This window comes from Amycolatopsis sp. FBCC-B4732 (genome assembly GCF_023008405.1).
GTDB lineage: Bacteria > Actinomycetota > Actinomycetes > Mycobacteriales > Pseudonocardiaceae > Amycolatopsis > Amycolatopsis pretoriensis_A.
Map to the genome: position 1 here is coordinate 631,941 of NZ_CP095376.1, position 14,226 is coordinate 646,166.

At 73.1% G+C, this 14,226-nt stretch carries 10 protein-coding genes and 1 tRNA gene; 5 read left to right on the forward strand and 6 right to left on the reverse strand.

Translation table 11 applies throughout. From position 1 onward, the window contains the following. Positions 1–42: 42 nt before the first annotated feature. Positions 43–119: transfer RNA gene (locus MUY14_RS02540), tRNA-Arg, on the reverse strand. A gap of 368 nt (positions 120–487) precedes the next feature. Next, positions 488–871 (reverse strand): peptidase inhibitor family I36 protein, encoded by a 384-nt coding sequence (locus tag MUY14_RS02545; protein ID WP_247020386.1) that lies wholly within the window; start codon positions 869–871, stop codon positions 488–490. Between the two features lie 216 nt (positions 872–1,087). Here MUY14_RS02545 and MUY14_RS02550 point away from each other — a divergent pair, with 216 nt between their 5' ends. After that, on the forward strand, positions 1,088–2,290 hold the full coding sequence (locus MUY14_RS02550) for an MFS transporter (RefSeq protein ID WP_247020388.1): 1,203 nt from the start codon (positions 1,088–1,090) through the stop codon (positions 2,288–2,290). Here MUY14_RS02550 and MUY14_RS02555 read toward each other — a convergent pair. The 3 genes from MUY14_RS02555 to MUY14_RS02565 are packed head-to-tail and all read right to left on the reverse strand — an operon-like array spanning position 2,262 to position 4,986. Beyond that, the gene (locus MUY14_RS02555) at positions 2,262–3,623 is read right to left on the reverse strand and encodes a YcaO-like family protein (protein ID WP_247020390.1); all 1,362 of its coding nucleotides are present in this window, start codon (positions 3,621–3,623) and stop codon (positions 2,262–2,264) included. The two genes, MUY14_RS02550 and MUY14_RS02555, sit on opposite strands and share 29 nt — an antisense overlap. Continuing rightward, positions 3,623–3,769, reverse strand: a complete 147-nt coding sequence (locus MUY14_RS02560; RefSeq protein WP_158104371.1) for a hypothetical protein — start codon at positions 3,767–3,769, stop codon at positions 3,623–3,625. The genes MUY14_RS02555 and MUY14_RS02560 overlap by 1 nt, the downstream gene beginning before the upstream one ends. Continuing rightward, a complete protein-coding gene (locus tag MUY14_RS02565) occupies positions 3,766–4,986 on the reverse strand; it encodes an MFS transporter (protein ID WP_247020392.1) in 1,221 nt (406 codons plus the stop codon). Before MUY14_RS02565 ends, MUY14_RS02560 begins: the two co-directional genes overlap by 4 nt. Before the next feature lie 425 nt (positions 4,987–5,411). Between MUY14_RS02565 and MUY14_RS02570 the strand changes: the two genes are divergently transcribed. Then, positions 5,412–6,575: a sensor histidine kinase gene (locus tag MUY14_RS02570; RefSeq protein WP_396126833.1), complete on the forward strand. Its 1,164-nt coding sequence runs from the start codon at positions 5,412–5,414 to the stop codon at positions 6,573–6,575. Here the strand turns inward: MUY14_RS02570 and MUY14_RS02575 are convergent. Then, a complete protein-coding gene (locus MUY14_RS02575; RefSeq protein ID WP_247020396.1) occupies positions 6,549–7,187 on the reverse strand; it encodes a phosphoglycerate mutase family protein in 639 nt (212 codons plus the stop codon). The genes MUY14_RS02570 and MUY14_RS02575 overlap by 27 nt on opposite strands. Before the next feature lie 57 nt (positions 7,188–7,244). On the opposite strand from MUY14_RS02575, the gene MUY14_RS02580 reads away from it, so the two are divergent. The 3 genes from MUY14_RS02580 (at position 7,245) to MUY14_RS02590 (ending at position 13,747) form a co-directional block, all read left to right on the forward strand. Then, a complete protein-coding gene (locus tag MUY14_RS02580; RefSeq protein ID WP_247020398.1) occupies positions 7,245–9,272 on the forward strand; it encodes a cytochrome c oxidase assembly protein in 2,028 nt (675 codons plus the stop codon). Positions 9,273–9,390: 118 nt separating this feature from the next. Further along, a complete protein-coding gene (ettA, locus tag MUY14_RS02585; protein ID WP_247020400.1) occupies positions 9,391–11,067 on the forward strand; it encodes an energy-dependent translational throttle protein EttA in 1,677 nt (558 codons plus the stop codon). Between the two features lie 16 nt (positions 11,068–11,083). Beyond that, positions 11,084–13,747, forward strand: a complete 2,664-nt coding sequence (locus tag MUY14_RS02590) for a hypothetical protein (protein WP_247020402.1) — start codon at positions 11,084–11,086, stop codon at positions 13,745–13,747. Positions 13,748–14,226: the final 479 nt, after the last annotated feature.

Genomic DNA, 14,226 nt, shown 5'->3' on the forward strand with positions numbered 1-14,226 from the left:
CCAGGGCACGTCGTGCGCAGCCGCGCACGACGTCTTCCCTGGTGGCGCCCCCGGCAGGACTCGAACCTGCGACCTAGAGATTAGAAGGCTCTTGCTCTATCCAGCTGAGCTACGAGGGCCCGCGCCGACGGCTGCAGCCGATCGGTACCGGTCGCCCGGCACCGGCAGCTTAGTCGTCGCCATCCTCTCGATCGTTCGACACCGGCGAATCGTTTCAGGTCTCGTTCGACGTAATTCGGGAGTCCGGTGGCGACACCGTCACGGCCCGCGATCCGACCCGGTCGGGGGAGGTGCGCGGTCCGGCGGTGATCGGAAGGCGCTGTCCGCCGGGTGAGCTGCCGCCGGGGCCCGTGGGCGCGCCACGCCGCAGAGGCGCGCCCACGGGGTGGGGCCGCTGTCGGGGGAGCGGCCCCGGTCGGGCCCGGCCGCCGCCGCGAGCCGGCTCCCCACCCTGGGAGCGGCGGCGGGCACGGACCCGGGTCGGGGGTCATTCCCAGATCTGGACCGCGCGGACGAGGAACGGCGCGTTCGGCACGAACGTGCCGCCACCCGGGTAGGTGATGAAATCGCCCTCGGTCGAGCATTCCTCGTCCTGGTACACCGTGACGTCACGGCTCATCAGATTCGCGAACGAGGATCCCGCGAATCCTTCGGGCAGCGGAATGCATTCCCCGGGATTCGCGGTGCGCAGGTCGAACCGCTGGGACTCGCCGCCGTAGGCGTCTGCCGACCAGAGGCAGAATTCGCCCTTCTGACAGGCGGGATCCGGCGGCGGCGAAGCGGCCTGGGCCACTCCGGTGCTGGTCAGCAACCCCAGCACGGCCAGGACCAGCAACTGCGGCAGCCGGGAACGGAGACGGCTCGAAGACATGTGGATTCCCCTCTGGAGTTCGCGGCCCGGTGGCCGCGGTGAACGTGTGATTCCAGATTGGCGCGCCGGGGAAGGGTTGTCAGCCCGCGATTTCCATTCTGTGGACAACTCGGGGAACCGGCCGCGGTTGTCCACAAGGCCGCGAACGGGGCTTGCGAACGGGCCGTTCCGGTGTTACGCGCGCCGTGTCAAGCTGAGGCCGCGGAAGGGGGAGCCATGCGGGATCGGGTCGCGGTGTTCACCGTGTTCGCCCTCAACGGCCTGGCGATCGGCTCGTGGGCGACGCGCACGCCCGCGCTGGCCGCCCAGGTGCACGCCTCGCCCGGCGTGTTCGGGCTCGCGCTGCTCGGCGCCAGCGTCGGCCTGCTCTCGGCCGCCTCGGTGGCCGGAAGGGTCGTCGAACGCCTCGGGGCCAGGGCGGTCGTGGCCGGGACCACGGTCCTGGCGGCCGTCGCCCTGGTGCTGATCGGCTACGCGCCGGGCGTCCCGCTGCTGGCCGGCGCGCTGTTCGTGGTCGGGGCGAGCGTCGGGATGCTCGACGTCGCGATGAACGTCGCCGCGGTGGCCGTCGAACGCCGGGCCCGGCGGCCGGTCATGCCGGTCTTCCACGCCGGGTTCAGCGTGGGCGCGCTCGCCGGTTCGCTGGCCGCGGGGCTCGCCGCGGGACACGGCTGGTCACCGGCGCGCCACCTGACCACCGCGGCCGTCGTCGCGGTCGTGGTGCTGCTGGTGGTGGTCCGCGCGGTCCCGGGCAGCCGTCCGGAGCACGCCGCCGCGGTCACCGGCCGCCGGGCGCCGATCCGCCGTCCGGTGCTGTGGCTGCTCGCCGCGGTGGCGCTGTGCTCGGCGGTCGCCGAGGGCGCGGCGGCGGACTGGTCGGCGCTGCTGATGACCGCCGAACGCGGCGTGGGCCAGGGGGCGGCGGCGCTGGCGTTCGCCGGGTTCCAGCTGGTCATGGCACTGGCACGGCTGGCGGGACCGTGGGCGCAACGGCGGTTCGGGCCGACCCGCTGCCTGGTCGCGGGCGCGGCGCTGGCGACGGCCGGCTTCCTCGCGACGGCCACGGTGCCGGCCGCTGTCGTCGCCTACGCCGGCTTCGCGCTGGCCGGTGCGGGGCTCGCGGCTTCGTTCCCCCTCGCGCTGAGCCTCGCCGGTGACGCGGGGAAACGCGGTGACGGGGCCGGTGGGGAGCGCGAGATCGGGTTCGTGTCGGCCGTCGCCTACGCCGGGTTCCTCGCCGGGCCGCCGATCATCGGGGGGATCGCGCAGGCGGTCGGGTTCGGGGCCGCGTTCGGGTTCGTCGCGCTGGTCGCGGCGCTGATCCTGCCCGCGGCGGTGGCGGCCCGGCGGTCGCGGCGCCGGGAGGCAGCCGGGCAGCCCGCGCCGGAGGTCACCCGTGGGGCATCGGATCCCGGTTGAGCTGCTCCTCGTCCAGCGGCTCCGGGTGCCACCCCAGCCGCACCCCCAGGTCCTGGACGCGCCGCAGGCCCAGTGGCGGGTAGGCGGCCGGCGCCGTTCCCACCGTGCCCGGCACCAGGACGCGCACCACCCGCACGCCGTCCGCCGCCGCTTCCGGCGTTGTCAGGTCGACGTACAGGACCTCGTGCCCCGCCGCCGCGACGCACGCCAGCAGGGCGTCGAGCGAGTCGTCCGCCGGCCGTGGGATCGCCGCCCAGTCGAGGGGCGGCCCGCCCGTCGCCCAGGCCAGTGCCGCCGCGCCGGCTCGCGGGTCGAGGTGGAACTGCTGGTGGCACAGCAGCTCCACGAGGTCCGCCGGGCCGTAGTGGTCGGCGTAGTCCCGCTCCGCCCGCCACGGGCGCAACGGGCCCGGGCGGCCGCCGTAGCCCGCGATGATCGCCGAGAGCGCGTCGCGGTCGTCGAGCGTGCGGCACGTGATCTGCAGTGTGTACGCCTCCGCCAGCGCCTTCAGGGCCGCCTGCTCGGGGTCGGGCCGCGTCGCCGTGCCGACCGTCAGCCAGCCCTCGGGCGACCGGACCGCCGCGGCGAGCACCGGCACGCCGAACGCGTTCGCGATCGACCAGAACCGGACCTCGTCGGCACCGGCCAGTGAGGCCAGGCGCGGGGTCGGGGCCAGGGTGGGCTGGGGCGCGCCGTTGAGCCACCAGACCGCCGAGGCGTCGTGTTCGACGATTTCCTGCAAGCCGGACCGGATCGCGGCTTCGAGGGTCTCGCCCGCCGCCGTGCCGCCGATCGCCGGGAACGCGTGGAGGGGCTCCTCGGACGCCTTCGGGACGTGGGGCCAGCCGGTGTGGACCAGGAAGGCGGGCACGTGGACGTCGCCGCCGCCGAGCGAGGTGGCGCGGACCCAGTGCACGGGCGAAGAGGGGAGGAACGGCGTGAACGGGAACCCGGGGGTGGCGTACTGGCGCGGCGAATACAGCGCGAGCCGGCCGGGGGACAGCGCGGTCAGCCCGCGCGCGACCAGGTCGTCGTGGCTGCCGTGGACGACGTCGCGGGGCGGCCGGGTCGCGCAGTACCGCTCCACCGCCTCGCCCCGGGCGGACACGCGTGCGTGCGCCGGGTCGTCCCACGATGTGCCGAAGCCCTGCAGGTCGCCCTGCCACGGCAGTTCGGCCCGGACGTCGCGGATGTCGGCCACCGCGAGGTGCAGGGCCGCCGGAGTGCCTGCCAGGCCGGCGAAGGACCGCAACCGGGTGACGATCGGGCCGGAGCCCGGCGCGGAACGGCGTTCACCGCTCCGGCCGGGCAGCCCTTCGTGCAGAGCGGTCATCAGCGCTCCGGGAGGTACGCCGCGACGCACGTGTTGACCGTGAGGCTCGCCGCCACGCACGTGTTCACGACGAGGCTCGCCGCGACGCAGGTGTTGACGACCAGGGCTTCCGGGGCGGTCTCGACGGAGAACTGCTCCTGCTTCATGGCGCTACCCTTTCCATCGACGGCCCACCACCGGTTCCGGTGGCGGGATCCGGGGAGTGCTCCCCGTTCCGCGCGTCCGAGGCGGCCACCTCGCGCGGAAGCTTGGTACCGACCGCGAACCCCGCGGCGGCCAGCGCGCCGAGCGCGGCGCAGGCCAGCCACACGGCCGCGGGGCCACCGCGGTCCAGCAGCCAGCCGCCGCCGGCCGGCCCGAGCAGGGCCGCGGCCGACCACGCGCCGGTGTAGAGGGCCGCGTACCGGCCGCGCTGCGTGCTGGGTGCCCGGTCGGCCGCCACGGAGCTGCCGACGGGCATCTGCAGCATTTCCCCGACCGTCCAGACCAGGGCGATGACGGCGTAGCCGAGCAGCCCCTCGGCGAAGAAGTTGAGCCCGAAGCCCCAGCCGATCAGCAGCGCGCTCGCCACCAGCAGCGGTCGTCGCCGGTGCCGGCGCGCCCACCGGGTCAGCGGGAGCTGCAGGAACGCGATGAGCAGCCCGTTCAAGGCCTGTACGAGGCCGAACGCGCCCGCGGTGAGCCCGGCGCCGACCATGACGACCGGCAGCGTCGTCGCGCTCTGTTCGTAGACGGAGCCGATCGCGAGGGTGGCGAGCAGGAAGACGGCGAACCGCAGGTCGAACCGCAAGGGCGGCCGGGCGACGCGGGCCCGTGGGGTGAACGGCGGCCGGGTTTCGGGCACCTTCAGCAGCACGACGAGCGCGCACAACGCGGTCGCGGCGGCGTCGGCGATGAACACGACGGGGTAGCCGAAGCCCACCATCACGCCGGTGAGCGCGGCGGAGACGGCGACGCCGACGTTGACCGCCCAGTAGTTGAGCGAGAAGGCGCGCGGCCGGTCGGCGGGCGGCACGACGTCGGCGAGCGCGGCGTTCATCGCCGGCCGGGCCGCCACGGAACCGACGCCGACGGCGAAGGCCGCCGCTTCGAGCTGCCAGCGCCCGCTCGCCGCGCCGAGCGCGACCATCGCCACCGCGGTGACGACGTGCGCCAGCACGAGGGTCGGCCGCCGGCCCAGCCGGTCGGCGAGGACGCCGCCGGCCACGGTGCCGAGCACGCCACCCAGCCCGATCAGGGCGATGACGAACCCGGCGTAGGACACCGGGTACCCGTGCCCGGCCGTCAGCGACAGCGCGAGCACGGGCCGGGTGAAGGCGCCGGCCCAGTTGACCAGGAGGCTGATCCAGATCCACCAGAACACCGGCGGGAGGGTCCGGGGGCTCCGACGGGACGTCATCGTGTGCGTCACCCGTCGGCCCCCTTCCCCGTTCCACTGGTTTCTCGTCCCGAGCCGGGTGCCGTGGCCGTCTGGATCACAGCGACGCGGGCGTTCCCGGGGCTCCTCGCAGGAGAGCCAGTTGTGCGGTTCTCCCATCGAGCCGGGTGCCTTCCGCTGGGTCTCAGCTGGGAGGCGCACCCCCGGACTCATGGGTAAATCATGGCTCCCGGCATGGAGATCGCTCGTCTCCTCGATTGCCCGCCGTCTGGGCCGAACCCGTTGACAGTGCCGAACCGGTGGGGGCAAGCTGACCCTGTCGGTAAACTGAGATGAATGCGGCGACGCTTCCATTTCAGGTCGGCTGATCAGGGTAGGGGCCTTGATCCGGGGAGGACGTCGTGAGGGTTGTGCTGCTCGGCGGAGCGGGGGCGCTCGCCGGCGGGAGCGGTCGGTGGGGTGCGCTTTCGCTGGTGCAGGGCGCCGTACCGAGGCTCGTGCTGGTGCCGGTCGTGTTCCGGCTGGTGCTGTTCCTCCAGGCGCTGTGGGCCGCGGGCGGGCGCACGGCGCCGGTGCTCTGGCTCGCCGTGGCGTTCTTCCTCGTGCCGAACCTCCTCGAGGTCGCCTGGGTCTTCCGCCGCGCCACCGGCATCCGCCCGGTGCTGGTCGCCGACACCGCGTACACGCTCGTCACCAGCCTGGCCGCGGCGGCGTTCGCGCCCGGCCTGCTGGGGCTGACCTGGCCGAACATCATGGGCACGGTCATGGTCTGGACCCTGCTGCGCGGCGCGCCCGCCGGCGCGGCGGCCATCGCCGGAGCCGTGCTCCTGCGCTACGGCACGGCCGCGGTCTCGGGCACGTCCGCGCCGGCGACGTGGATCCTGCCGGCCCTGCTCGCGGCCGCGGCGACGGCGCTGGCGATCGTGCTGCTGGTCGCCGGCTCGATGCGGTTCGCGCACCGGCTGGGCGAGCAGCGCGGCCGAGCCGCCGAACGCGAGCGGCACCGCCGGGACGTCCACGACACCGTGCTGCAGGTGATGGAGTCCCTCGCCCTGCCCGCCCCCGACGACGCGCTCGACCCCGTCGGCAGGCTCGACCAGGTCCGGCGCACCGCCCGGGCGCACGCGCTGCGCCTGCGGCTGAGCCTCGACGGCGACGCGCCCGCCGAGCCGGGTGGGCTCGAACACCGCCTCGGCGCGTTGGCGGTCGAGATGACAGCGGACGGCCTGCGCGTCGACCTCGTCGTGCTCGCGAAGCCTTCGGACGTACCCGAAGCCGTCGTCAACGCATTGCACGACGCGGCCCGCGAAGCGCTGCGAAACACCCTTAAGCACGCGAAGACCGCCAGAGCGGTGGTCTGCCTCGAAGAGCGCGAAGGCGTCATCACGGTGTCCGTGCGCGACCACGGGACCGGCTTCGACCCCGGCGCCCGCCGCGCCGGGTTCGGCATCGACAACTCCATCCACGCGCGGCTGGCCGAGGTCGGCGGTGCCGCGCGCATCGATTCGGCGCCGGGGCAGGGCACCCGCGTCGTGCTGACGGCCCCGCTAGAGCTGCGTTTCCCCGTCGGGTGAGTCCCGCCACTGGGCGAACGGGCGGTCCAGTGTCCACTTGCCGTCCTGCTCCTCGAGGACGCGGTACTCGCAGGTCCCCGGGTTGGACAGCGACTCGAACAGCTCGATGCTCCAGCCGAAGAGGCGGCGGCACAGCAACCGCAGCGTGAGTCCGTGGGAGACGATCAGGACCGTCTCCGGGTGACGTTCGTCGCGCAGGCGCAGGTCCGAAAGGAACGCCGCGACGCGGTCGTCGACGTCCGCGCCCGACTCGCCGAACGGGAGCCGGTAGAAGAAGTGCCCGAACTCGTTGCGCCGCGCCTTCTGGACCTCCTGGTCGGCCGGGTCCTGCAGGTTGCCCCAGTCCTGCTCGCGCAGCCGCGGCTCCTGCAGCAGCCGATCGCACGACGCCTCGATGTCCAGCAGCCGCAACGTTTCCCGCGTCCGCAGGTACGGGCTCACGTAGACGGCGGGCCGCTCGCCGTCGAGCAGCCGGGCGATCTCCGGGCCGGCCGCGAGCGCTTCCCGCTCGCCCTTCTCCGTCAGCGGCAGCGCGTGGTCGGGGATCCGCGTGTAGGCGAGCTCGTCGACGTTGCCGAGCGACTCGGCGTGCCGCAGCAGGATCATCTTCACGGCTCCCATCCTGCCCGTCACACGGGCCTGACCGGGGCTGGGCATACCCTCAGGGGCGTGTCCGAGCAGTCCGTCACGAAATCCGACGTCCCCACGCAGCGGCGGGCCAGCGTGCTGCCCCTGCTCTCGGTCGGCGTGCTGCTGGCCGCCGTCGTCGCGGTCGGGCTGATCGCCCTCACCGGCGGGGCGGGCTACGTCATCGCCGGCCTCCCCGATCCGGGCCTGGTCACGCAGTACGGCGTCACCGTCGTGCGCGTGCTGTCCGAAGCCGCGTCGGTGATCTGCGTCGGGTCGCTGTTGCTGGCCGCGTTCCTGGTGCCGCCGCAGAAGTCGGGCACGCTCGGCCCCGAGGGCTACGGCGCACTGCGCGCCGCCGGGATCGCCGCCTGGGTGTGGTTCGCCGCCGCCCTGCTGTCGGTCGCCTTCACCGCCGCGGACACCGCCGGGAAGCCGTTCGGCGACATCCTCGACCCGCAGACGCTGCTCGACCTCGTCGGCGCCATCGAGCAGCCGAAGGCCTGGCTGTGGACGGCGCTGATCGCGGTGCTCGTCGCGCTCGGCTGCCGGCTCGCGCTCACCTGGGGCTGGACGGCGGTGCTGTTCGGGTTCGCCGTCGTCGGCCTGGTCCCGGTCGCGGTCACCGGCCACTCCGCCAGCGGCGGCTCGCACGACGTCGCCACCAACAGCCTGCTGTTCCACCTGGTCGCCGCGGCGCTGTGGGTCGGCGGGCTGATCGCGGTGCTGGCGCTGGGTTACCGGCGCGGGAGCCACCTGAGCCTGGCCGCGCAGCGGTTCTCGCGGCTGGCGCTGGTGTGCTGGGTCGTGATGCTGCTCTCCGGCGTGGTCAACGCGCTGGTCCGGATCGGCCTGAACGACCTCTTCACCACCGACTACGGCCTGCTGGTCGTGGCCAAGACGGTCGCGCTGCTGCTGCTCGGGGTGTTCGGCCACCAGCAGCGCCAGAAGGGCGTCGCCGACCTCGTGGACGGCAAGGGCGGCGGGCAGCTGCTGCGGCTGGCCGCGGTCGAGATCGTGATCATGTTCGTCACGATCGGGATCGCGTCGGGGCTCGCGCGGACGCCGCCACCGGCGGACGCGGTCACCCAGCCGTCCACCACCGAACTGCTGATCGGCTACAACCTCGACGGCCCGCCGACGCTGTGGCGGCTGCTCTTCGACACCCGCTTCGACCTCGTCTACGGCGTCCTCGCGCTCGTCATGGGCGGGCTGTACCTGGCGGGGGTCCGGCGGTTGCTGCGCCGCGGCGACCCGTGGCCGGTCGGCCGCACGGTCGCCTGGATCAGCGGCTGCGTGGTACTGCTGATCGCGACGTCGTCCGGCATCGGCCGGTACGCGCCCGCGATGTTCAGCGTCCACATGGGCAACCACATGCTGCTGTCGATGGTGGCGCCGGTGCTGTTCGTGCTCGGCGGGCCGGTGACGCTCGCCCTGCGCGCGCTGCCCGCGGCGGGCAAGGAGAACCCGCCGGGGCCGCGCGAGTGGCTCGTCGCCTTCGTGCACTCCCCGGTGTCGCGGTTCCTGACCCACCCGGTGGTCGCGCTGCTGCTGTTCGTCGGGTCGTTCTACGCGCTGTACTTCTCCGGCCTGTTCGACAACGCGCTGAACTACCACTGGGCGCACCTGATCATGAACGGGCACTTCCTGCTCGCCGGGTACGTCTTCTACTGGCCGGTGATCGGCGTCGACCCGGCGCCGCGGCGGATCCCGTACCTCGGCCGGCTCGGGATGATGTTCGCCGCGATGCCGTTCCACGCGTTCTTCGGCGTGATCCTGATGAGCAAGCAGGCCGTCATCGGGCAGGCGTTCTACGGCCAGCTGCACCTGCCGTGGGTGACCGACCTGCTCGCCGACCAGCGGCTCGGCGGCGGCATCGCCTGGGCGGCCGGCGAGATCCCGGTGCTGCTGGTGCTGATCGCGCTGCTGGTGCAGTGGTCGCGTCAGGACGAGCGCGAGGCGAAGCGGCGTGACCGGCGCGAAGCGGTCACCGGCGACGAAGAATTGAACGCCTACAACGCGATGCTCAAGAACCTCGCCGAGGGCAAGCGACCCTCGGGTTCCAGTTGAGGTTGAGGGCTCGTCCGGGCGCCCGAAAACCACGCTCGCGGTGACCCCGGCCTGACAATCGGTAGTCCGGTGGTGACCGGCGTCGAGACGCGATCAGGCGCGCTCTACGATCGTGGGTATGGCCGAGTTCATCTACACCATGAAGAAGGTGCGCAAGACCGTCGGGGACAAGGTCATCCTCGACGACGTCAGCACCGCGTTCTACCCCGGCGCCAAGATCGGCGTGGTCGGGCCGAACGGTGCCGGTAAGTCCACCGTTCTCAAGATCATGGCGGGGATCGAGCAGGCCAGCAACGGCGAAGCGTTCCTCCAGCCCGGCGCGAGCGTCGGCATCCTCATGCAGGAGCCGGAGCTCAACGAGGAGAAGACGGTCCGGGAGAACGTCGAAGAGGGCCTGGGCGAGATCAAGGTCAAGCTCGACCGGTACAACGAGGTCCTCAAGCTCATGGAGACCGAGTACACCGAAGAGCTGATGGAAGAGATGGGACAGCTCCAGGAGGAGCTGGACCACGCCGACGCCTGGGAGATCGACTCGACGGTCGAGCAGGCCATGGACGCGCTGCGCTGCCCGCCGCCGGACGAAGGCGTCTCCCACCTCTCCGGTGGTGAGCGCCGCCGCGTCGCGCTGTGCAAGCTGCTGCTGTCGGCGCCGGACCTGCTGCTGCTCGACGAGCCCACCAACCACCTGGACGCCGAAAGTGTCCTGTGGCTGGAGCAGTTCCTCTCCCGCTACGCCGGCGCCGTCCTCGCCGTCACCCACGACCGGTACTTCCTGGACAACGTGGCCCAGTGGATCATGGAGATCGACCGCGGCCGCGTCGTCGGCTACGAGGGCAACTACTCGACGTACCTGGAGAAGAAGCGCGAGCGCCTCGAGGTCCAGGGCAAGAAGGACCAGAAGCTCGCGAAGCGCCTGAAGACCGAGCTCGAGTGGGTGCGGTCGAACGCCAAGGCGCGCCAGACCAAGTCCCGCTCGCGCCTCGACCGCTACGAGGAGATGGCGGCCGAGGCGGACAAGCACCGCAAGCTCGACTTCGAAGAGATCCAGATCCCGCCGGGCCCGCGGCTGGGCAACGTCGTGGTCGAGGTCGAGAAGCTCAAGAAGGGCTTCGACGAGCGCGTCCTCATCGACGGCCTGTCGTTCGACCTGCCGCGCAACGGCATCGTCGGCGTGATCGGCCCGAACGGTGTCGGCAAGACGACGCTGTTCAAGACGATCGTCGGGCTCGAGGAGCCGGACAACGGCGTCGTCAAGATCGGCGAGACGGTCAAGCTGTCCTATGTGGACCAGAACCGCGGCGGCATCGACCCGAAGAAGACCGTGTGGCAGGTCGTTTCCGACGAGCTGGACTACATCCACGTCGGCCAGACCGAAATGCCGTCGCGCGCGTACGTCAGCGCGTTCGGCTTCAAGGGCCCGGACCAGCAGAAGCCGGCGGGCGTGCTCTCCGGTGGTGAGCGCAACCGGCTCAACCTGGCGCTGACGCTCAAGCAGGGCGGGAACCTGATCCTGCTCGACGAGCCGACGAACGACCTGGACGTCGAGACGCTGGGCTCGCTGGAGAACGCGCTGGAGCAGTTCCCCGGCTGCGCCGTCGTGATTTCGCACGACCGGTGGTTCCTCGACCGGGTCGCGACGCACATCCTGGCCTGGGAAGGTACGGACGAAGACCCGGCCAAGTGGTTCTGGTTCGAGGGCAACTTCGAAGGGTACGAGAAGAACAAGGTGGAGCGGATGGGCGCCGAGGCCGCCCGCCCGCACCGTGTCACCCACCGCAAGCTGACCCGCGACTGAGGGGGCGGGTTTCCCCGTGGAAGCCAGCAAAGCGCACCGGACGGGCCCGCTCTCCCGCGTGGAGAGCGGGCGCTCCGCCAATGCCGGGGGAACCCTCTCCGCAGTCGGCAGGCTGATCGAACGCGCGGACGCGCTGCACCTGCGCGCGCCCGAGCTCGCACTGGTCCTCGGCGAACGCGCGGCGGCGCTGTCGGAGGCCGCCGGCGCCGACGAGCAGTGGATCCGGGCCGAGAGCCTGGTCGTGTCCTCGCGCGTCCGGCTCGGGATGCGCCCGGCCACGGTCGGCCGGGCCGTCGCGGCCCTGCGCGCGGCCGAGCACGCCGGTTACGGCGACATCGCCGCGCGGCTGCGCATCGACCTCGCCGTGTGCGCCCGGAGCCTGGGCGTGCCGTTGACCGGTCTCGCCGCGTTGCGGCCGGTGCTGACCGACCCCGTGGTCTCGCCGGTGCACCGCGCCGCCGCGTTGTGCCACCTGGCCGGCTGCCTGGGTCTGCTGGGGCGCAAGGCGGAGCTGGACCGGGTGCTCGTCGAGGCGGACAAGCTCGTCCTCGGCGACGAGTCGCTGGGCGCGGACACCCAGTTGCTGGTCCGCGCGCTGCTGCGCGTCGGCACGGCTTCGCACCGGCGTCGCCACGGCGACCTGACGGCGGCGGCCGACGCGGCCCGCACCGGGCTCGGTTTCCTGGAGAAGCTCGACAACCCGGCCGACGACGGCGGCCTCGTCCGCATCCGGCTGGTGTTGCTGCTGGTGAGCACCCTGCTCGACCGCGGCGACGCGGAAATGGCGTACGAGATCGCGGAGCCCGTGCTGGCGGAGCCGGTCCGTGCGGCCGGGGTCGCCCCGATGGGCTGGCTGCGGCTGGCCGTGGCGACCCGCATCCACCTGCCCGCGGGTTCGGGCGAGGCGGCGATCGAGCTGGTCCACGAGGCCGTGGCGAGCACTGATCGGCACGGGCTTCCGGCGGTCACGGCCCGGCTGTGGCTGGAGCTGGCGCAGCTGGAGGAGCGGTTCGGGCGGGCCGAGGAGGCCATCGCTTGCCTGTACCGCTCACGGGCGGCGGAGCAGCTGCACGCGCGGGCCCGGCGGCAGGCGTGCAGTGTGCTGGCCGGCGAGTTCGGGACCGGCGAGCCGGCTTCGGTGGATCTGGACGAGGTGTTGAAGGCGGTGCCGTCGCGGCCGGTTCCGGTGGTTGCCGAGCCGTCGCCTCCGTCGCCCGCTTGGTCGTTCGGCCGTGAGCCGGCGCCGGGCTGGTCGTTCGAGCGGCCGCGGGCGACCGCTGACGCGGCCGAGACGACGGTGATGCCGGCGATCCGTGACGAGCCGGCGCCCCGGCGCGCGGAGCCGGTCGTGGTGGAGCGGCGGCCGGTGGGTCGTCCTGAGCCTCGGGTGGTGCCGAAGGCGGAGCCCGTGCGGGCTGAAGTTGAGCGCGGGCGGCAACCGGAGTTCCGGGCTGAGCCGCGGCTCGATCCCATCGAGGTGCACTCGGCGGGGGAGCGCGGACGTCAGGCGGCGCCTGGCGAGGTGCCGTCTGAACGTCGGAGCGGCGCGGAGCCCGTTGGGGCTGGGCGCGGGCGCGACGCTGAGCCCGTCGAAGTGCGGTCTGGGCGTGAGGCGAGGCCCGACGAGATGCGGTCGGAGCGCGGCCGCGACGGCGGGCCCGTTGAGGTGCGGTCTGGGCGTGACGCGGGGCCCGTGGACGTGCCGTCGGAGCGCGGGCGGGAGGCGGGCCACCGGTCCGAGCCCGTTCGTGAGCGGCAGCCGGGGCAGCGAGCCGAGGCCGAGCGTGGCCGTGAAGCCGAGCCGGTCGAAGTCCGGTCCGGGGGGAAGCGCAGGCGGGATCCGGAGCCGGTGGAGGCGCCGTCCGAGCCGGACTTCCGGTCCGAGCCCGTCGAGGTGCGGGCCGAACGGCAGCCGGACTTCCGGTCCGAGCCGGTGGAGGCCCGGTCCGCCCGTGCGCCGGGACCGGAGCCTGCTGAGGCCGAACCGGCGAGCGGGAAGACGAAGTTCTCGTGGGCCGCGCTGGCCGAAGCCCGGCTGAAGGAAACCGCGGCCGAACGGGAATCGGCGCCCACGCGCATCACTCCCGCCTTGCCGCTCGCTCCCGAGCCCGCGGCCGAGCGTGAACCCGAGCCGCGGCCGCGACAGGAGCCGCAGCCCTCGACCCGGCACGACGCTGAGCACGGGTCCGTCGCCGCGCGGTCGGTGCTGGATCGCCTCGGTATTTCGTCTTCCTCCGGGGGTGCCGGGGGCCGTCGACGGGCGGAGGACGCCGAGACCCCCCGCGCCGAGGAACGGCCCGAGCCGGAACTCGCGCCGCCGCCGCGGCCGGAGGACCAGCCGCCGTCCGCGCCGGACTACCGCGACGAGGCCGAGCCCTGGCTGCCGCGGCTGCGGATGCCGCCGACGCTCGAGCCGATGGAGGACTTCGGGCACTGGACGCCGGCTACGGCACCGTTCCCGGAGAGCTACGCCCGTGCGATCGCGGAGGACGAGCCACCCCCGGACGCCGGCCTCGCCGACCTCCTCGCCCGCGCACTGGCGGAGCACCAGGCAGGCACGGCCAGCGCGGCCGCCCTGGTGAAACAGCTGGGCTCCCAGGACACGGGCCACCGCAACGGCCACGCCCGCAACGGCCACGGAGCCGACGTCGACTCCCGCCGCCACGGCTACGGCGACTGACCCCCTGGGGACCGCACCGCCGCGGGAGCGGCCGGCCGGGAGCCCCGGACCCGTCACGGCCGCGGCGGTGCAGTGAACGACCCTTTCATGTCGTCGGACGACATGAACGACCCTTTCATGTCGTTTTCAGGGCCGGGAGCGTTCGCCCGGCCGGCCTCCCGTCGGTGAGACACCCCGTTTCGTCGCCGACCTGCCCGTGCCTCCGCCGCCCCCGGGTCCCGGGCACCACGGGGTCGCCGACCGGCCGACAACGTTCGCCGAGCGGTGTCAGGAGACGAAAGCTGAACCGATCACGTTGGACACGTGGCGTCCCGCGTGGCTGGTCAGCGCCGCGCGACCAGCGCCAACACAACCGGCCGGTAGCTTTACCGATCCGGCAAATTCCCTGGCCCAAAAGGGTTTTTCGGCCCCGACCAACGTCTGGGTCTTCGTGTGGACCCGCGGCCCGGCGCATTAGTGTGGGGTGAGTCCGGCTCAAC

Excerpts from the sequence above, each read along its gene's own strand:
- MUY14_RS02545 (WP_247020386.1), bottom strand. The coding sequence starts at position 871 with ATGTCTTCGAGCCGTCTCCGTTCCCGGCTGCCGCAGTTGCTGGTCCTG.
- MUY14_RS02550 (WP_247020388.1), top strand. The coding sequence starts at position 1,088 with ATGCGGGATCGGGTCGCGGTGTTCACCGTGTTCGCCCTCAACGGCCTG.
- MUY14_RS02555 (WP_247020390.1), bottom strand. The coding sequence starts at position 3,623 with ATGACCGCTCTGCACGAAGGGCTGCCCGGCCGGAGCGGTGAACGCCGT.
- MUY14_RS02560 (WP_158104371.1), bottom strand. The coding sequence starts at position 3,769 with ATGAAGCAGGAGCAGTTCTCCGTCGAGACCGCCCCGGAAGCCCTGGTC.
- ettA (WP_247020400.1), top strand. The coding sequence starts at position 9,391 with ATGGCCGAGTTCATCTACACCATGAAGAAGGTGCGCAAGACCGTCGGG.